General features: G+C 72.6%; 17 protein-coding genes. 10 read left to right on the top strand and 7 right to left on the bottom strand.

The features are described from left to right. The first annotated feature begins 12 nt into the window (after positions 1–12). From L0984_RS20380 to L0984_RS20390, 3 genes are read left to right on the top strand one after another with little or no spacing between them, the layout of a single operon-like run. Entirely contained in the window at positions 13–999 is a 987-nt protein-coding gene (locus L0984_RS20380) for a Bug family tripartite tricarboxylate transporter substrate binding protein (RefSeq protein ID WP_234195900.1), read from the top strand. Then, a complete protein-coding gene (locus L0984_RS20385) occupies positions 996–1,382 on the top strand; it encodes a Rid family hydrolase (RefSeq protein ID WP_234195902.1) in 387 nt (128 codons plus the stop codon). Before L0984_RS20380 ends, L0984_RS20385 begins: the two co-directional genes overlap by 4 nt. A gap of 28 nt (positions 1,383–1,410) precedes the next feature. After that, positions 1,411–2,208, top strand: a complete 798-nt coding sequence (locus L0984_RS20390; RefSeq protein WP_234195904.1) for a cyclase family protein — start codon at positions 1,411–1,413, stop codon at positions 2,206–2,208. On the opposite strand, the gene L0984_RS20395 is transcribed toward L0984_RS20390, so the two are convergent. The 5 genes from L0984_RS20395 to L0984_RS20415 form a co-directional block, all read right to left on the bottom strand. Next, positions 2,132–3,208: an RNA methyltransferase gene (locus L0984_RS20395; protein ID WP_234195906.1), complete on the bottom strand. Its 1,077-nt coding sequence runs from the start codon at positions 3,206–3,208 to the stop codon at positions 2,132–2,134. The genes L0984_RS20390 and L0984_RS20395 overlap by 77 nt on opposite strands. Positions 3,209–3,269: 61 nt before the next feature. Further along, complete coding sequence (moaA, locus tag L0984_RS20400; protein WP_234195908.1) at positions 3,270–4,298, bottom strand: GTP 3',8-cyclase MoaA; 1,029 nt, start codon at positions 4,296–4,298, stop codon at positions 3,270–3,272. Continuing rightward, a complete protein-coding gene (locus L0984_RS20405) occupies positions 4,292–5,626 on the bottom strand; it encodes an FAD-dependent oxidoreductase (RefSeq protein WP_234195910.1) in 1,335 nt (444 codons plus the stop codon). The genes moaA and L0984_RS20405 overlap by 7 nt, the downstream gene beginning before the upstream one ends. Beyond that, entirely contained in the window at positions 5,623–5,928 is a 306-nt protein-coding gene (locus L0984_RS20410) for an indolepyruvate ferredoxin oxidoreductase subunit alpha (RefSeq protein ID WP_234195912.1), read from the bottom strand. Before L0984_RS20410 ends, L0984_RS20405 begins: the two co-directional genes overlap by 4 nt. Positions 5,929–5,946: 18 nt before the next feature. Continuing rightward, the gene (locus L0984_RS20415) at positions 5,947–8,073 is read right to left on the bottom strand and encodes a molybdopterin-containing oxidoreductase family protein (RefSeq protein ID WP_234195914.1); all 2,127 of its coding nucleotides are present in this window, start codon (positions 8,071–8,073) and stop codon (positions 5,947–5,949) included. A 192-nt stretch (positions 8,074–8,265) separates the two neighbouring features. Here L0984_RS20415 and L0984_RS20420 point away from each other — a divergent pair, with 192 nt between their 5' ends. Beyond that, on the top strand, positions 8,266–9,156 hold the full coding sequence (locus tag L0984_RS20420; RefSeq protein WP_234195916.1) for a helix-turn-helix domain-containing protein: 891 nt from the start codon (positions 8,266–8,268) through the stop codon (positions 9,154–9,156). Between the two features lie 19 nt (positions 9,157–9,175). Here L0984_RS20420 and L0984_RS20425 read toward each other — a convergent pair whose 3' ends face one another. After that, positions 9,176–10,201 carry an NAD-dependent epimerase/dehydratase family protein gene (locus L0984_RS20425; RefSeq protein WP_234195918.1) on the bottom strand — a complete coding sequence of 342 codons (1,026 nt, stop codon included), beginning with the start codon at positions 10,199–10,201 and terminating at the stop codon, positions 9,176–9,178. A gap of 118 nt (positions 10,202–10,319) precedes the next feature. Between L0984_RS20425 and L0984_RS20430 the strand changes: the two genes are divergently transcribed. Genes L0984_RS20430 through L0984_RS20455 form a run of 6 tightly spaced genes read left to right on the top strand, consistent with a single transcriptional unit; the run spans position 10,320 to position 16,693 of the window. Then, on the top strand, positions 10,320–11,177 hold the full coding sequence (locus L0984_RS20430; protein WP_234195920.1) for a phosphatase PAP2 family protein: 858 nt from the start codon (positions 10,320–10,322) through the stop codon (positions 11,175–11,177). A 41-nt stretch (positions 11,178–11,218) separates the two neighbouring features. Continuing rightward, positions 11,219–12,127 (top strand): lysylphosphatidylglycerol synthase domain-containing protein, encoded by a 909-nt coding sequence (locus tag L0984_RS20435; protein ID WP_234195922.1) that lies wholly within the window; start codon positions 11,219–11,221, stop codon positions 12,125–12,127. Between the two features lie 19 nt (positions 12,128–12,146). Beyond that, positions 12,147–13,205, top strand: a complete 1,059-nt coding sequence (locus L0984_RS20440) for a glycosyltransferase family 2 protein (protein ID WP_234195924.1) — start codon at positions 12,147–12,149, stop codon at positions 13,203–13,205. Further along, entirely contained in the window at positions 13,198–14,874 is a 1,677-nt protein-coding gene (locus tag L0984_RS29895; protein WP_305079919.1) for an ArnT family glycosyltransferase, read from the top strand. Before L0984_RS20440 ends, L0984_RS29895 begins: the two co-directional genes overlap by 8 nt. After that, positions 14,871–15,794, top strand: coding sequence for a phosphatase PAP2 family protein (locus L0984_RS20450; RefSeq protein ID WP_234195926.1), 924 nt, complete (start codon positions 14,871–14,873; stop codon positions 15,792–15,794). The genes L0984_RS29895 and L0984_RS20450 overlap by 4 nt, the downstream gene beginning before the upstream one ends. Then, the gene (locus L0984_RS20455; RefSeq protein ID WP_234195928.1) at positions 15,791–16,693 is read left to right on the top strand and encodes a 2OG-Fe(II) oxygenase; all 903 of its coding nucleotides are present in this window, start codon (positions 15,791–15,793) and stop codon (positions 16,691–16,693) included. The genes L0984_RS20450 and L0984_RS20455 overlap by 4 nt, the downstream gene beginning before the upstream one ends. 223 nt (positions 16,694–16,916) lie before the next feature. On the opposite strand, the gene L0984_RS20460 is transcribed toward L0984_RS20455, so the two are convergent. Beyond that, complete coding sequence (locus L0984_RS20460) at positions 16,917–18,083, bottom strand: nucleotide sugar dehydrogenase (RefSeq protein ID WP_234195930.1); 1,167 nt, start codon at positions 18,081–18,083, stop codon at positions 16,917–16,919. Positions 18,084–18,104: the final 21 nt, after the last annotated feature.

Here is an 18,104-nt window from a genome sequence, read left to right on the forward strand (position 1 = left end):
AGGACCCCTGCCATGAACCGACGCCAGTTCAGCCGCCTCTTTCCCGCCGCCTGCGCGCTGCCCGCGCTTTCGTCAGTGCCGCTTGCCGCGGGCGCCAAGCCCTACGGCGGCCCGGTGCGCGTGCTGGTGGGCTTTCCGCCGGGAGGCGCCACCGACGTGGTGGCCCGTGCCATCGTCGACCGCCTGGGCAAGGCCATGAACGGGCAGGTCTTCGTCATCGACAACAAGCCCGGCGCCGGCGGCCAGATCGCGGCGCAGGCGCTCAAGGCCGCCGCGCCCGACGGCTCGACCATCATGCTGTCCATCGATCACACGCAGGTCATCGTGCCGCTCACGATTGCGGCGGCAGGCTATGACGCGGTGCGCGACTTCACGCCGCTGGCCGGCGTGGCCAGCTACTACAACGTGCTGGCGGTGAGTGCGGCCACGGGGGTGACCTCGATGGCCGAACTCGGCAGCTGGGTCAAGGCCCGGCCCACCGAAGCCAACTACGGCATCCCGGCCGCGGGCAGCGTGCCGCAGTTCATCGGCCATGTGATCGGCCAGTCGTTCGGCGTGCCGCTGAACTCCGTGCCCTACAAGGGCGGTGCGCCGATGGTGCAGGACCTGCTCGCCGGCCAGATCCCGATCGGCATCGCCTCGATGACCGAGCTGATCGAGCACCACCGGGCCGGCAAGGTGCGCATCCTGGCCAGCTCGGGCGAGACGCGCAGCCGCACCGCACCGGACATTCCCACCTTCCGCGAGCTGGGCTTTGCGGGCATCGACAAGAACCCCTGGCTCGCCTTCTTCGGCCCCAAGGGCGTGCCGCCCGAGGTGGTCGAGCCCTTCGAGCGTGCCGTGCGCACCGTGCTGGCGCAGCCGGACCTGCAGGAGCGGCTGGCCAAGATGGGCAACGAGGTCACGCCCGCGTCCTCCGCCGAGGTGGGACGCTGGGTGGTCGAGGCCAACGCCACCTGGGGCAAGGTGATCCGCGATTCGGGCTTCAAGGCGACATGAGCGGCCGCCGCTTCATCCTGAGCGGCTCGCGCTGGGAAGAGCTGGCCGGCTATGCACGGGCGGTGGTCGACGGCCGATGGGTCTTCGTCTCCGGCACCGTGGGACAGGACTTCCGCACCGGCCGCTTTCCCGAGGGCGCCGAAGCCCAGGCCGAACTGGCGCTCGACACCATCGGCGATGCGCTTGCCGAGGCGGGCGCGGGCTTCGACGACGTGGTGCGCGTGCGCGTCTACGTGCCCGACCGCGGCGATGTGGTGGCCGTCAGCCAGGCGTTGCGGCGGCGCCTGGGCGACAACCGCCCGGCCAACACCACCGTGTGCAGCCCGCTCGCCGTGGAGGGCGCACGGGTCGAGATCGAAGTGACCGCCCGGCGCAACGCCTGAGCTTCTCCCTCCCAACCAGGACCCACCGATGAGCCTACTGACCCAGCTTGCCGCGGCGATGCGCGCGCAGACCATCCGCACCATCGACCTCACCCACACCTTGAGCGAAGACTTTCCGCCGCTGCAGCTGCCGCCCCAGTTCGGCCAGGTGGCGGCGTTCAAGAAGGAGCGCATCTCGCGCTACGACGAAGCCGGCCCGGGCTGGTACTGGAACAACTTCTCCTGCGGCGAGCACACGGGCACGCATTTCGACGCGCCCGCCCACTGGGTGAGCGGCCGCGACCATGCGGGCAACACCGTCGACACCATCGCACCCGCGCAGTTCATCGCGCCCGCCGTGGTGGTCGATGCCAGTGCGCAGGTGGCCGAGAACGACGACTGGCTGCTGACGGTGGAGTTCCTGCAGGAATGGGAGTCGACGCACGGCCGCATCCCGAAGGGCGCCTGGGTGCTGCTGCGCACCGACTGGTCGAAGCGCCTGGCCGACCCGGCCGCCTTCGTGAACATGCGTGAGGACGGCGCGCACACGCCCGGCCCCACGCAGGCGGCGGTGGAATGGCTGATCCGCGAGCGCGAGGTGCACGGCTTCGGCGTGGAGACCATCAACACCGACGCCGGCCAGTCCTATGCCTGGCCGCTGGCCTACCCCTGCCACACGCTGATGCACGGCGCCAACCGCTACGGCCTGCAGTGCCTGCGCAACCTCGACCAGCTGCCGCCCACTGGCGCACTGATCATCTCGGCACCGCTCAAGATCGAGGAAGGCTCGGGCAGTCCGCTGCGGGTGCTGGCGCTGGTCGAGGCGCCCGACGCAGCGGCTGCGTAGCGCCACCCAGCGCGCGCGCCCTCAACTGCCCGCATCCGCCATCCACATCCTGCCCGGCGGAATGCCGCAGCTTGGTCAGGATGCCGCGCTCGTGCAGCGCGCGCGCCATGCGTTCGCAATGTGCGAGGTCGGGCCGCGTGAAGCCGCTGCCTTCCACGCTGTTGAAGGGAATGAGGTTGAGCACGCCCCAGCGGCCGCGCAGCAGGTGCACCAGGCCCTCGATGTCCTCGGGCCGGTCGTTGATGCCTTCGAGCAGCGTCCACTGGTACTGCACCGGGTAGCCGCTGGCGCGGGCGTAGGCGTCTGCCGCTTCGACCAACTGCTCGGGCGTGAGGTCGGGCGCGCGCGGCAGCAGGCGGCGGCGCAGCGCGGCATCGGTGGTGTGCAGCGACAGGGCCAGCGCCGGCCGCACCGTCTGCCGGTGCAGCCGCTCGAAGGCGCGCGGATCGCCCACCGTCGAGAAGACCAGGTTCTTGTGGCCCACGTTGCCCACGGTGCCCAGGAAGTCGATGGCCTCCAGCACGCCGTCGAGGTTGTGCGAGGGCTCGCCCATGCCCATGAACACCACGCGGCTCACCGGCCGCCGGGCCCGTGCCAAAGCCACCTGGGCCACGATCTCGGCGCTGCGCACCTGGCGCAACAGGCCGGCCTGGCCGGTCATGCAGAACTGGCAGCCCACGGCGCAGCCCACCTGCGACGAGACGCACACGCCGCCGCGCGGCAGCAGCACGCTTTCCACCGTCTGGCCATCGGCCAGGCCCACCAGCAGGCGCTCGGAGCCATCCGCGCCGGGGTGCACCGCCTGCACGCGCGCCAGCGCCGCCAGCTCGGCGTCGATGGCAGGCAGTTCGGCCAGCAGGCCGGCGGGGAAGTAGCGGGCGGTCGGTCGCTTGCCGCCATCGCGCGGCAGCGCCTGCGACCAGGTACGCAGGATGCGGTGCTCGTGACTGGGCCCGGCGCCGGCGGCGCGCAGGCGAAGGCGCAGGTCGTGGAGGTGCATGGGAGCGAGGAGGAAGGCGGCGATGCTAGCGCGCCAACCCTCGGCCCCGCACCGGCACGGCCTATCCGCCGGTCACCGACATGTGGCGCACCAGCCGCACGGGCTGTTCGCGGCCGGTGATCCGGAAGTCGTGGCCCTGTGGCTTTCGCGCGATGGCACCGTCGATGGCGGCGTGCAGCGCATCGTCGCTGGCCGAGGCGCGCAGCGCGCTTCGCAGGTCGGTGCCGTCCTCATGGCCCAGGCAGGTGTGGAGCATGCCCATGGCGGTGACGCGCACGCGGTTGCAGTCGCCGCAGAAGTGCTGCGTGAGCGGCGTGATGAAGCCCAGCAGGCCGCCGGTCTGCGCCACGCGCGCATAGCGGGCCGGGCCGCCGCTGCGCTCGGCCACGTCGACCAGTGTCCAGCGCTGCGCGATCTGCCGGCGCAGCGCCGCGAGGCTCAGGAAGCCGTCCGCCCGGTCCATGCCGGTGTCGCCCAGCGGCATGGTCTCGATGAGCGTCAGCGCCATGCCCCGGCCATGTGCGAAGGCGATCAGGTCGTGAATCTCGTGCTCGGTGCTGCCGCGCAGCGCGACGGCATTGAGCTTGACGGCCAGGCCCGCGGCCAGCGCGGCGTCGATGCCGTCCAGCACCGCCTGCAGCGAGCCGCCGCGCGTGAGCTGCGCGAAGCGATCGGCATCGAGCGTGTCGAGCGAGATGTTGATGCGCCGCACGCCGGCCGCGGCCAGGCCTTCGGCCAGCTGCGGCAGGCGGGTGCCGTTGGTGGTGAGCGTCAGCTCGTCCAGGGCGCCGTCGCGCAGGCAAGGCGACAGGCTCTCGAACAGCGAGAGGATGCCGCGGCGCACCAGCGGCTCGCCGCCGGTGATGCGCAGCTTGCGCACGCCCTGTCGCATGAAGGCGCGCGCCACGCGCTCCAGCTCTTCCAGCGACAGCAGCTCCGGGCTGGGCTGGAACTGCATGTGCTGCGGCATGCAGTAGACGCAGCGCAGGTTGCAGCGGTCGGTGACCGACAGTCGCAGGTAGCGCACGGCGCGGCCGAAGGGGTCGACCAGTGGCGGCAGCGCGCCGCGGCTGCGGGTGTCCATCAGCATGCGGCCACCTCCGGGCGAGCGGCGGCCCGCATCGCGTCCATGTCCACGAACTTCTCGCGTGGCTTGCCCAGGGCGGTGCCGCGGGCCACTTCGGCACGGTCGATGCGCTGCCAGGCGCCATGGTCCACCGCCCGTTCGCCGGCGGCCTGCATGGCAGGGGTGGGCGCCACTGGCCGCTCGCGCAGCAGGGGCAGGTCGGCCAGCACCGCTTCGGCCGTCTGCATGCCGCAGGCGCGGTTGCTGCCGATGGTGCCCTGCGGGCCGCGCTTGGCCCAGCCGCAGACATACAGGCCGGCGACGGGACGGCCGGCTTCGGTGATGCGTCCGTGCGCGTTGGCATGCACGCCTCGTGCCGCGTCGTAGGGCACGCCCGGCAGCGGCAGCGCGCGTCGGCCCACGCTGGCAAAGACCAGGCCGCAGTCCAGCGTCAGCTCGCCGCCGGCCGGGGCATCCGGTGCACGGACGAAGTGCATGGCCTGCACCCGCCCGTGGCCACTGATGGCGGCCGGCGCCAGGTGGAAGCGGAACACGCAGCGCCGCGACTGCGCGGGCACATGTGTCGAAAAGCCTTGCAGCAGTTGGATCGCCGCGCGGCCTTCGGCATCTGCGTCCGGCACCGGGTCGAAGCTGTGCGCCGTCCAGTCGCTGCCGTCCAGCAACGCGTCGCAGCCGGCCAGGGTGCCGAACTCGTGCAGTTCCTTGGGCGAGAAGCGCGTCTGCGCCGGGCCGCGGCGGCCCACCACCACCACCTCGCGAACGCGGCTGTCGGCCAGGGCGTCCAGGGCGTAGGCGGCGATGTCGGTGCGGCGCAATTCGTCCACCGGCCGCAGCAGGATGCGCGCGACGTCCAGCGCCACGTTGCCGTGGCCCACCACCACGGCCCGCTCGGCCGAGAGGTCGAAGCGGCAGTCGCGCTGGTCGGGATGGCCGTTGTACCAGCCGACGAAGTCGCCTGCCGCGTGGCAGCCGGGCAGGTCCTCGCCGGCAATGCCGAGCCGCCGGCTCTGCGCGGCGCCGGTGGCCAGCACCACCGCGTGGTAGCTGCGGTGCAGATCGTCCAGCGTCACGTCCTGGCCCAGCGCCACGCCGCCCAGGAAGCGCAGGCCGGGCATGGCGGCGATGCGTTCGAACACGGCGCTCACCTGCTTGAGCTTGGGATGGTCCGGCGCCACGCCGTAGCGCACCAGGCCATGCGGCACGGGCAGGCGTTCGATCAGGTCCACCTGCAGGCCGGAGATGCCGGCGCGCAGCAGCGCCTCGGCGGTGTAGAAGCCGCTGGGACCGGCGCCGACGACGGCGATGCGGGGGGCGAGGGGCGGGGCACTCATGCGCCTGCGCCCTGCGGCAGCGCTGGCGCGCCCGGCAGCGGCGGCAGGCGCTGCGTGAGAACCGGCGTCAGCGCGGCGCGTTCGCGGTTGATGCCGATCCATTCCTTCTTGTCCGCAGCCAGCAGGAAGTCCGCCTGGATGGCGCCGACCGGGCAGATGGGCACGCAGCCGCCGCAGTCGATGCAGTGGTCGGGGTCGATGTAGGTCATGCGTTCGTCGACGTGGAAGCACTCCACGGGACAGACGGTGACGCATTCGGTGTAGCGGCAGCCGCTGCACAGGTCGGTGACGACGTAGGCCATGGGTTCTCCGTCTTCCGCTCAGAGGGCCGCGACCTGGACCAGCGTGTCCGAGAAGGTCGGCGCCCGCCCCAGGTCGGCGAACACCGCCGGTGTGATCGCATGCACGTTGCCGGTGCCGCGGCTGCTGCGGTGCCAGTAGCCCGAGGGCGCCACCACCAGGCCCGGCATCACATCGGCCGACAGGGTGGCCTTGGCCTCGAAGGCGCCGCGGTCGTTGAACACGCGGATCGGCGTGCCGGCCTCGATGCCGCGGCGGCTGGCGTCTTCCGGATGCAGCAGCACCAGCTGCTCTTCGCCGGCCTGCATCTGCTGCGCCGGCAGGTTGCCGAAGTTGGAGTTGAGGAAGGCATGGCTCTTGGGCGAGATCAGGCTCAGCGGGTAGCGCTCGGCCAGTGCCGGCGCGGTGGCCGGGGTCTCGTTGGGCCGGATGTAGTGCGGCAGCGGGTCCACCGGCTCGCCCGACTGGTCGGCGCCGTAGCCCTGGCGGAACAGCGGCGCGACGAAGTTGCCGCCTTCGGCCAATGAGGACTTGAATTCGCACTTGCCCGAGGGCGTCGGAAAGTTGCCCTCGCGGTGCGGCGCCCAGTCGGCCGCGGCGGGCATGGACAGGCGCATGTAGCCGCGCGCCTTGAGCGCGTCCAGCGTGATGCCCTGCATCACGGGGCTCGCCCAGTCCATGGACTCCGCGATCATCTGCGCGTCGCTGCGCTGGAAGAAGGGGTCGTCGATGCCCAGCGCCTTCGCCAGGCGGCGGAAGAGTTCGGTGTTGGGGACCGCCTCGCCCAGCGGCGCGATGGCCGCGTTGTTGTACGTCAGGTAGAGGTGCCCCCACGAGAACATGATGTCCTCCTGCTCCAGCTGCGTGGTGGCGGGCAGCACGATGTCGGCATAGCGCGCCGTGTCGGTCATGAAGTGCTCGCTGACCACGGTGAACAGGTCATCGCGCATCAGGCCCTGGGCGATCTTGTCCTGCTCGCACACCATGGCCATGGGGTTGGCGTTGTAGACGAAGAGGGCGCGGATGGGTGGCCCCGACGGCAGCTCGCCGTTGAGCGCCGGGCCCAGTCGCCAGCTGTTGATCACGCGCATCGAGGCCGGCTGCAGGTCGGGCCGCATCAGGCCCGGCCAGTTGACCGGAAAGGCCCAGATGGGCAGCTGCAGCAGGCCGCCGCCCACCTGCTTCCAGGCGCCGATCAGCGCCGGCAGGCAGGAGATGGCGCGCACCGTCTGGCCGCCGCCCGCATGGCGCTCCACCGCCACGCCGATGCGGATCACCGCGGGTGGCGTGCTGGCGTATTCACGCGTGAGCCTGAGGATGTCCTCGACCGGAATGCCCGTCTCCTCGGCCGCGAATTCGGGCGTGTATTGCGCCACGCGCTCGGCCAGCTCGTCGAAGCCGACCGTGTGCTGCGCGATGTAGTCGCGGTCCAGCCGGCCTTCCTGGATCAGGATGTGCGCCATGGCCAGCGCCAGTGCGCCGTCGGTGCCGGGCCGGATGGGGATGTGCCAGTCGGCCAGCCGCGCGGTGCGCGTGCGCACCGGGTCGATCACCACCAGCTTGGCCCCGTTCTTCCTGGCCTGCTCGATGAAGGGCCAGTGGTGCGAGTTGGTGCTGAGCGTGTTGCAGGCCCACAGGATGATGTAGCGCGAATGCACGAAGCTCTCCGGGTCCACGCCCGGCGTGTGGCCGATGGTCATCATGTAGGCGGTGCACGAGCCCGAGTCGCAGAAGGTGCGCTCGCACACGGTGGCGCCCAGCTTGTTGAACAGCGGATCGCCCACGTTCAGCCCGTTGAGGATGCCCTGCGTGCCCAGGTAGCTGTAGGGCAGGATGGCCTGCGGCCCGTCCTGCGCGATGACGTCCTTGAAGCGGGCGGCGATCTCGGCCACGGCTTCGTCCCAGCCGATGCGCTCGAACTGCCCACTGCCCTTGGGGCCGGTGCGCCGCATGGGGTAGAGCAGGCGCTGGTCGCTGTAGACGCGGTCCTGGTAGTTGTTGACCTTCACACACAGCCGGCCACGGGTGAAGGGGTGCTCGGGATTGCCGCGCACGGCGATGGCCTTGCCATCTTCGACCGTGGTGATGAGGGAGCAGGTGTCGGGGCAGTCATGCGGGCAGGCGCCCATCACGGTGGTGCGGGTCATGGCGTTCCTTTCGCTCGTCGGCGCATCGGTGGGATGGCTGCAAGTCTGGCGAGCCAGGGCCCGGAATCCCTTGTCCGGGTTTGCTCTGTTCTTGTCCTCGTCGGCTGCTTCGACGATTGGCATGGAATCTGCGTGCCACGCCCCCACGTCTGCACGCCCGCCGTCGCGGCGCAGCGACAACCTGCCAGCACCATGTTGGGACATTCGGTCGACAAGTACGTCAACAGCACGATGCACCAGACCTCCAATGCGCAGGGCTGGCGTCATGTCCTGGCCGAGCGCTGGAGCCATGCGGCCGGCGAGCTGCCGCGGCTGGTGCCGCGCGACACCGAGGTCGCCATCCAGCTTGGCGGCCACACGCGCGTGGACCGCCGGGGCGGCGGCCGGCGCGAGAACACCGTGGGGCGGCCGGGCACCATCTGGCTGTGCCCCGCCGGCATCGAAGAGGAATACATCAACGTCGTCCAGCCCATGGCCGACTGCCTGCACCTGTTCCTGCCGGCCCGACCCTTTGCCGACACCGTGCAGCGCGAGTTCGACATCGACCCGGCGCGCGCCGTGCTGCGCTACCAGACCATCGAGCACGATCCCTTCGTGGCGGCCGTCGCGCAGCAGATCGTGGCCGAGCTGGACCAGGAGTCGGGCGCCGGCCGGCTGCTGGTGGAAAGCCTGTCGGTGGCGCTCAGTGCCCACCTTCTGCGCCACTATGCCGAGCAGGGGCCCGCCCGGCCGCTGGTCGAGAAGGCGGCGCGCCCCATGGACAGCCGCCGGCTGGCGCGGGTGCTCGACGCCATCGACGCAAGGCTGGACCTGGAACTCAGCGTGGCCGAGCTGGCCGAGATCGCCTGCATGAGCGTGGGCCACTTCACCCGCAGCTTCCGCGCCGCGACGGGCCAGCCGCCGCATGCCTTCGTCGCCGAGCGGCGCATCGCGCGGGCCAAGGCCTGGCTGCGCGAACGTGAATGCCCCATCGAGGAGATCGCCTATGCGGCGGGCTTCTCCACGGCCGCGAGCTTCTCCAAGGCCTTCCGCCGCGCCACGGGCTGCACGCCGCGGGAGTACCGGTTGCTCGGCCGGCGCTGAGCTTCGCCCGGATGGCGGCTCAGGCGCTGGCGAGCTGACGCGCTCCGGGTGCAGGGGCGGCGGCGCCCCAGCCCTTCCACCCCCGCAGCCACTGCACGAAGCGCGGTAGCCCTTCGGCCAGCGGCGTGGCTGCCCAGGGGCCGATGGCCGCCTCCAGCCGCGACGGGTCGGCGCAGGTGAGCGGCACGTCGCCCACCGGCCTGGGTGCGAAGGCCACCACGGCCCGGCGGCCCAGCGCTGCTTCGAGCTGCGCCACGAAGTCGACCACCCGCACCGGCTGCCGGTGGCCGAGGTTGAGCACCTCGCACGGCACGCCTTCCGCATCGGGCGCGGGCGGGCCGCGGCGCACCAGGCGCAGCAGCGCATCCACCACGTCGTCGATGCAGGTGAAGTCGCGCTGCAGCAGGCCGTGGCCATAGAGCGTGATCGGTCGGCCGGCCTGGATGGCCTCGGCGAAGCCCCAGTAGGCCATGTCGGGCCGGCCCCAGGGCCCGTACACGGTGAAGAAGCGCAGGCTGGTGGCCGGCAGGCCGTGCACGGCAGCCGTGGCATGCGCCATCAGCTCGTTGGCCTTCTTGGTGGCGGCATAGAAGGAGGCCGGCGCATCGGTGCTGTCCTGCTCGCGGAAGGGCGCGTCGGCCCGCTGGCCATACACGCTCGATGAGCTGGCATGGAGCAGGTGGCGGACGCCGTTCAACCGGCAGGCCTCCAGCACCGAGGCGAAGCCCACCAGGTTGGCCGTGGCGTACTCCAGCGGCCGCTGCACCGAATGGCGCACGCCGGCCTGCGCGGCCAGGTGCAGCACCACCTCGCAGCGGTGGCGGGCCCAGAAGGCCTGGGTGGCGGCCACGTCCGACAGGTCCAGCGCGGCCACCTCCACGCCCAGTGGCGCCAGCAGCGCCTGCACGCGGTCGTGCTTGAGCCGCGGGTCGTAATAGCTGTTGAAGCTGTCGCAGCCCACCACGCGGTGGCCGGCCCGAGCCAGGGCCGCCGCGGCATGGGCGCCGATGAAGCCGGCAGCGCCGGTGACGAGCACGGAGGTCATGCGCCGCAATGTGACGCCGCCACAAGTCAGCCATGTGGCATTCAGCTTTCCGTCGCACCGCTGACATGCAGCCTGCCTACCGTCGGGCGGTCCGCGTTGTCCATTGCCCCGCTGCGCCATGTCCTCGACCTCGACCTCCGATTCCATCGCGTCCCCGGCGCTGCCGATGCGCCGGCTGCCCCTGGCGGTGGCGGCCCTGCTGCTCGGCGCGCTGCTGCTGCGCCTGACCGAGGCCGACCTGCCGCTCTTCCGCAGCCTGAATGCGCTGGCGGCCGTGCTGCCCGACACGCTCTGGTCGGGCCTGAGCGTGCTGGGGCTCGGGCTGTCGATCGGACTCATCGGCCTGGCGCTGTCGCCGGGCCGCGAGCGTGGGGCGATGCGGCTCATCAACGGGCTGATGTGGGCCTTTCCGCTGGGCGGGCTGCTCTCGCACGTGCCCAAGCGCCTGTTCGTGCAGCTGCGGCCACCGGGCGTGCTGCCACCGGATCAACTGCATGTGATCGGCGATCCGCTGGTGCACCTGGCCATGCCGTCGGGGCATGCGCTGGCGGCGGTGGCCTTCGTCTGGGTGGTGCTGCACACGCGCCATTGCACGGCGGCGCAGCGCGCGCTGCTGTGGGGCATGGCGGCGGCGGTGGCGCTGTCGCGCATCGCCGTGGGCGCGCACTGGCCCAGCGACGTGCTGGCCGGCGCGGCGCTGGGCCTGGTGGCGGCGGCGCTCAGCCTGCGGGCGGCGCAGCGCTGGGACCTCAGCGGCCTGCTCACGCGGCGCCGGGCCCAGGCGGTGATGGCCCTGGTGCAGGTGGGTGCGGGCCTGGCCATGCTGTGGACGACGACCGGCTATCCGTTGGGCGCGCCACTGCAGTGGGCCCTGGGCCTGGCCGGCGTGGCCGGTGGCCTGCTGCGCCTGCGCTGGGTGGCGGTGCCGGCGCTGGCGGCACGCCAGCCGGGCTGGATGACGGAGCGGGCGGGGTGAGCCCCATGCCGCTGCGTGCCGGTTCCGCGATTCGCCGAGCGATGCAGGCCCTGTCGGCGCTGGTTGCGTTGCTGCTGCTGGCCTGGCTGCTCAGTGACGTGGATGCCCGTGCCTTGGCCGGCACGGCTCGGCGCATGCCGGCCGCGACCTGGGCCCTCGCGCTGGCAGGCGTGCTGGCCACCTACGGGCTGCGTGCGGCACGGCTGCATGCCGAATGGCGCGCCCGCACCGGCGCGCGCTTCGTCGACTGCCTGGCGCTGTTCGCCTGGCACAACGCGGCCGTGTCGCTGCTGCCGCTGCGCACCGGCGAGGCGGGCTATGCCTGGTGGCTGCACCGCCACTGGCAGGTGCCGCTGGCCCAGTCGCTGCCCAGCCTGCTGTGGCTGCGCCTGCAGGACGCGGCCGTGCTGGGCACGATGGTGCTGGCGCTGCTGGTGTCGCCCGCCCTGGCGTTCGTCGCGGTCGCCGCGCTGGCGTTGCTGGCCGCCGTGGTGCTGCGTGGTGGCCGGGGCGGGCCGGTGGGCGGCATGACCGAGGCCGACCGCGCACCCTGGCTTCCGCGCCTGCTGCAGGGGCTGTATGGCGGCCGCGGCGGCTGGCGCTCCTGGGCCTTCTGCGCGGCCAACTGGGGCGTCAAGCTGGGTATCTCGGCCCTGCTGCTGCAGGCGGCGGGGCTGCATCCGGCGGCGCTCGGCTGGTGCGGCGCGGCGGGGGCGGAGGCCGGTGCGGCCCTGCCGCTGCAGGCGCCCGCCGGGCTGGGCGTGTTCGAGGCTGGCGCCTTGGCGGGCGTGCATCTCTGCGCTGCGGGTGCCGCGCCGGTGGACGCAGGCGCCGTCGTCGGCGCGGCCCTGCTGGTGCATGCCCTCTGGCTGCTGGTGAGCGTGGGCGCGGCGCTGGTCGTGCTGGCGTCGCGCCGCAGCTTCGCCACGCCCGCGCGGGCGCTTCCGTGAATCCCGATCCTGCCGCCCCATGGACCGCACCGCCCCAACCCATCTGCTCGCGCGCGACACCGCGCAGTTGCCGCCGCACCGGCTTTCCGTCGTCGTGCCCATGTACAACGAGGTCGAGAACGCCGCCGCCCTGGTCGACGCCGTGCAGGCGGCGCTGGCCCATTACCCCGCACCCTGGGAGCTCATCGTGGTCGACGACGGCAGCCAGGACGGCACCGGCCCCGCGCTGGAGCGCCGCGCCGCCGAGCTGGGCCCGCATGTGCGCGTGCTGCGCCTGGCGCGCAACTTCCGCCAGACGGCCGCCATGCAGGCCGGCATCGACGTGGCGCGGGGCGACGTCATCGTCACGCTCGACGGCGACCTGCAGAACGATCCGCACGACATCCCGCGGCTGGTGCGCCGCCTGCTGGCCGAGGACCTGGACATCGTGGCCGGCTGGCGCCGCCACCGGCAGGACGGGCTGTGGCTGCGCAAGCTGCCCTCGCGCCTGGCCAACCGGCTGATCCGCCGTGTGACGGGGCTGGACTTCGAGGACCTGGGCTGCAGCCTCAAGGCCTTCCGCGCCGAGACGCTGCGCGAGGTGCGCCTGTATGGCGAGATGCACCGCTTCATCCCTGCGTGGCTCGCGACGGTGACCTCGCCCGCGCGCATGGCGCAGGAGCCGGTGGCGCACCATCCGCGCCGCGCGGGCCAGTCCAAGTACGGCCTGTCGCGCACGCTGCGGGTGGTGGTGGACCTGCTGGCCATCACCTTCTTCATGCGCTTCGCGGCGCGGCCCGGCCACTTCTTCGGCGTGCTGGGGCTGTCGGTCGGCGGGGCGGGCGCGCTCATCCTGAGCTACCTGGCGGCGCTCAAGCTGGCGGGCCACGACATCGGCGGCCGGCCGCTGCTGTCGCTGGGCTTCTTCTGCCTGCTGGGCGGGTTGCAGCTGCTGATGACCGGCGTGCTGGCGGAGCTGGTCACGCGCATCTACTACGGCGGCCGGCATGGCTCGCCCTATGTGCTGCGGCGCGGCCAGGCCGCGGCGCCGCCGGCCGCCGAAGGCTGGTGCGGCGGAGGTGCCGATGCGCATGGCTGAGTTCATCGCATCGCGGCCCGCCGCCGAGCGCCGCACGATGGCGGGGTGGGCGCTGGCCATGGGCCTGGTCGCGCTGCTGGGCCTGGGGCTGGCGCCGCTCTTCGATGTGGACGAAGGCGCCTTCTCCGAGGCCACGCGCGAGATGCTGGCCAGCGGCGACTGGGGCCACACCACGCTGAACGGCGAGCCGCGCTTCGACAAGCCCATCCTCATCTACTGGCTGCAGGCGGCGAGCGTGCAGCTCTTCGGCCTGAACGAGGCGGCCCTGCGCCTGCCCTCGGGCCTCGCCACCTGGGCCTGGGTGCTGGCCGTGGCGGCCTTCGCCTGGCCGCGCTGGGGCCAGCGTGCCGCCATGCTGGCCGGTACCGTGCTCGGCACCAGCGCGGGCGTGCTGCTGATCGGCCGCGCGGCCACGGCCGATGCGCTGCTCAATCTGTGGCTGGCGCTCACGGCGCTGGATCTGTGGCGACATGCCGAAGGCGGCGCCGATGCGCGCACCGCCCTGCGCCGGGCCGCCCTGTGGTGCGGGCTGGGCGTGCTCACCAAGGGACCGGTGGCGCTGCTGGTGCCCATGGCGGCCCTGCTGCTGTGGATCGTCACGTCGGGCCGCGCTGCCTGGGTGCCGCGCGCACGGGCACTTTTGTGCGACGGCTGGGCGTGGCTCATCTTCGCGGCCGTCGCGTTGCCCTGGTATGCCTACGCGCTGCACCGGCATGGCATGGCCTTCGTCGACGGCTTCCTGTTGCGCCACAACCTGCAGCGCTACGGCGGACCGCTGGAAGGCCATGGTGGCAGCCTGCTGTACTACGTCGTGCTGCTGCCCCTGCTGATGCTGCCGTGGACGCCGCTGCTGGTGCCGCTGCTGGCCCGCCTGCGCGCCACCTGGCGCGAGCCGCTGGGCCGCTACCTGCTGCTGTGGGCGGGCTTTGTGCTGGTGTTCTTCAGCTTCTCGGGCACCAAGCTGCCGCACTATGTGCTGTACGGCTTCACGCCGGTGGCGTTGCTGGCTGGGCGGGAGGCGGCGCGCTGGCTGGAGGGCGCGCCCGATGCACGCTGGGCCCTGTACGTGCAGGCGGGCCTGCTGGCGCTGTGGCCGGCGGCGGCCGTGGCGGTGACGGCCTGGGTCGCCCTGCAGGCGGCGCGCGTGGCCAATCCGCTCTACCGCGCACTGATCGGCCAGCCCGCCGCGCTGACGCCGCTGGCCGTCGCGGCCCTGACCGCCGCGCTGGGCGTGCTGCTGTTGCTGCGCCTGCGCCGCTGGACCCCGTCCGTGCGCTGGAGCGCGGCCGGCGCCGGTGTGGCCCTCGTGCTGACGCTGGCCGTCGTGCCATGGTGGGGCCGGCAGCTGCAGGCGCCGGTGCGCGCGGCGGGCCAGCGGGCCGCCGAAGTGCTGGCGCGGACCGACGACGCGGCCGATGCGACGCTGGTGCAGTGGGGCCTGCACCTGCCCAGCGTGGCCGTCTACGCCCGACGCGAAACCCCGCGACGGCCGCCCCTGCCGGGCGATCTGGCCCTGGCGCGCGAGGACCAGGTCGACGTCCTCGCATCGCAGCTGGCCGCCCTGCCGGCGGGGCGCCGGCCGTCCGACGCGGACGCCACGCTGCCGACCTGGCAGCCATTGCTGCGCATGGGCGGCCTGGTGCTGCTGCGATGGAACGGTGCACCATGAGCCTGCAGCCGCTGCCCCTGGGTGAGGAGATGTGCGCCGTGCCGATGGCGTCCATGGCACCTGCTGTGCCTGCTCCTGCATCGGCCCCTGCATCTGCAGCGTTCTGGGTCCGGCCGGTGCCCGGTCGCGCGCGGCGTCGACCGTGCCCGCGCCAGGTGGTCTGGCTCGGCTGGCTGGCGGCCGTGCTGGCCTGCGGCCTGGTCTTCCGCACCTGGCCGGCGCTGGACCTGGCGGCCTCCGCGCCCTTCTACCTGCCGCAGATTCCCACCGGCTTCATCGGCAACCTGTACCACGGGGTGCTGGACCTGTGGCGGCTGGTGCCGCAGCTCGGCCGCGTGCTGGGGTTGGCAGGCCTGCTGGTGCTGCTGGTGCCGGCGCGGCGCATTCCCTGCGGCGTGGTGCGGCGCTGGCGCGGCCGGCTGCTGGCCGTCGTGGCGCTGCTGCTGCTGGGCGTGTGCCTGGTGGTCAACCAGGGCCTCAAGGAGCATGTCGGCCGTCCCCGGCCGCAGCAGGTCCGGCCCTTCGGCGGGCCGAGCGACTATGTGCCGGTGGGCAGCCTCTCGCGGGCCTGCGAGCGCAACTGTTCCTTCGTCAGCGGCCATGCGGCCACCGGCTTCGTGATCGCGGGCTTCGGCCTGTGGGGCGTGCGGCGGGTGCGCCGGCGCTGGTGGGCAGCCGGCGCCCTGCTGTGCCTGCTGCTCGGTGCGGCGCGGGTGGCCCAGGGCGGGCACTTTGCCAGCGACGTGGTCTTCAGCCTGCTGGTGATGACCGGCGTGGCCATGGCCCTGCGTGCGGCCGTGGTGCGGTGGCGCAGCCTGCGGCGGCGCATCGGCCGGCAGCGGGCGGCGCGCGCGGGCCAGCGGGTGGCGCCCGCGTCAGGCTGCGGGCTGCCAGTCCGGCCGATCATTCCCTTGTCATGAGCACCGTCCTTCGCTTCCTGCCCGAGCTGGGCCACTGGATCACCCACAACCTCGATGCCGGCGCGCCACCCGATGGGCTGGTCGACGCGATGGCCGGCCAGGGCATGGCCGACCCTGCGGCGCAGGCCATCGTCGCGGCCTTCGTGGAGGCCCGCCGACGTGGCGTCGCTGCGCCGGTGGACAGCGTGGCGCTGCCGGATGAGCCGGCGGCACGTCCCTTCATCGCCCGGCCACGACTGCCAGCGGGCCACCGCATCGCCGCGGCGGACCGCGAGGTCACCGTGCATGCGCGCGGCCACGACCCCGTGTGGGCCGCGCTGGGCCCGGTGCTGGACGCGGACGAATGCCGGGCGTTGATCGACATGGCGCGCCCGCGCTTGCGGCCGTCCACGCTGGTCGACCCGATGAGCGGCCGGGACGTGGTCAGCCAGCACCGCAGCAGCTGGGGGATGTTTTTCCGCCTGGGCGAGAACGCGCTGGTCGCGCGGCTCGACCGGCGCCTGTCGGCGCTGATGAACCTGCCGCTGGAAAACGGCGAGGGCCTGCAGCTGCTGCACTACCCGGTCGGCGCGGGCAGCGAGCCGCACCACGACTACCTGGCGCCCACCAATGCCGCCAACCGCGAATCGGTGGCCCGCAGCGGCCAGCGCGTGAGCACGTTGGTGACCTACCTCAACGACGTGCCGGCGGGCGGCCAGACCGTGTTCCCTCACCTGGGACTGGCCTTCTCGCCCGTGCAGGGCCATGCCTGCTACTTCGAGTACGGCGACGGCCAGGGCGGTGTGGACCCGCGCTGCCTGCATGCCAGCAGCCCGGTCGAGCAGGGCGAGAAGTGGGTCGTGACCAAGTGGATGCGCGAGCGCCGCTTCGTGAGTGCGGGCGAGGCTGCCGCAGACTGAGGGTCGGCCCGCCATCGGCCTTGCGCGTCGCTCTTGCGCTCGCCTTTCCCTCGCGGGCGCAGGCACTGTCCGCACTGGCGGGCATCTTGCACCCTCTCCCCTTGCGGGAGAGGGCGGGGGAGAGGGGGCCACGGCGCCCGTAGGGTACAGGCGGCGGGTGGTGGTGCTCCCCCCTCTCCCCACCCCTCTCCCGCGAGGGGAGAGGGGCTCCGGTCACACCTTGTCAGTCCCCGCCGAAGAGGTCGCGGGTGTAGACGCGGTCCCGCACGTCGTCCAGCTCCGGCGTGGCGCGGTTGGCGACGATCAGCGCGGCCTCGCGCTTGAACCGGGCCAGGTCGCGCACCACCGGCGAGCCGAAGAACTGGTCATCGGCGAGCGTGGGCTCGTACACGATCACCGGCACGCCCTTGGCCTTGATGCGCTTCATGATGCCCTGCACGCTGCTGGTGCGAAAGTTGTCCGAGCCGGCCTTCATGGTCAGCCGGTAGATGCCCACCGGCCCGCTGCTGCGCGCCAGGATGTCGCGCGCCAGGAAGTCCTTGCGCGTGGTGTTGGCCGTGACGATGGCCCGGATCAGGTTCTGCGGCACGTCGGCATAGTTGGCCAGCAGCTGCTGCGTGTCCTTGGGCAGGCAGTAGCCGCCATAGCCGAAGCTCGGGTTGTTGTAGTGCAGGCCGATGCGCGGATCGAGCCCCACGCCGGTGATGATCTGCCGTGGGTCCAGCCCGTGGCTCAGGGCGTAGGTGTCCAGTTCGTTGAAGAAGGCCACGCGCATGGCCAGGCAGGTGTTGGCGAAGAGCTTGATGGCCTCGGCCTCGCTGCTGCCGGTGAGCAGCAGCGGCACCTCGGCCGCCAGCGCGCCCTCGCGCAGCAGGGCGGCCACGCGCCGGCCGCGCGGGCCGGTGTCGCCCACCACGATGCGGCTGGGATGCAGGCTGTCGTGCAGGGCGCGGCCTTCGCGCAGGAACTCGGGCGCGAACACGATGGCGTCGTGGCCCAGGCGTTCGCGCAGCGCCCGCGTGTGGCCCACGGGCACGGTGGAGCGGACCACCACCAGCGCCTGCGGCGCCCAGGCCAGCGCATCGGTCGTCACGGCGTCCACGCTGCGGGTGTCGAAGTGGTTGGCCACCGGGTCGTAGTCCGTGGGTGTGGCCACGATCACCAGCTCGGCGCCGTCGTAGGCCAGGTTGCGGTCCAGCGTGGCAGTGAGGTCCAGCCCGCCGCCGGCCAGCTGCGCCTGCAGCTCGGCGTCGACGATGGGGCTCAGGCCGGCGCGCAGGGCCTCGACCTTGCGTGCGTCGGTGTCGAGCACCACCACATGGTGATGGCGCGCCAGCATCACGGCATTGGCCAGGCCGACATAGCCGGCCCCGACGACGGCGATCTTCATGGCGGCGGCTCCGCGGTGGCG

It is taken from the genome of Pseudacidovorax sp. NFM-22, assembly GCF_021401245.1.
Taxonomy (GTDB): domain Bacteria; phylum Pseudomonadota; class Gammaproteobacteria; order Burkholderiales; family Burkholderiaceae_C; genus Xenophilus.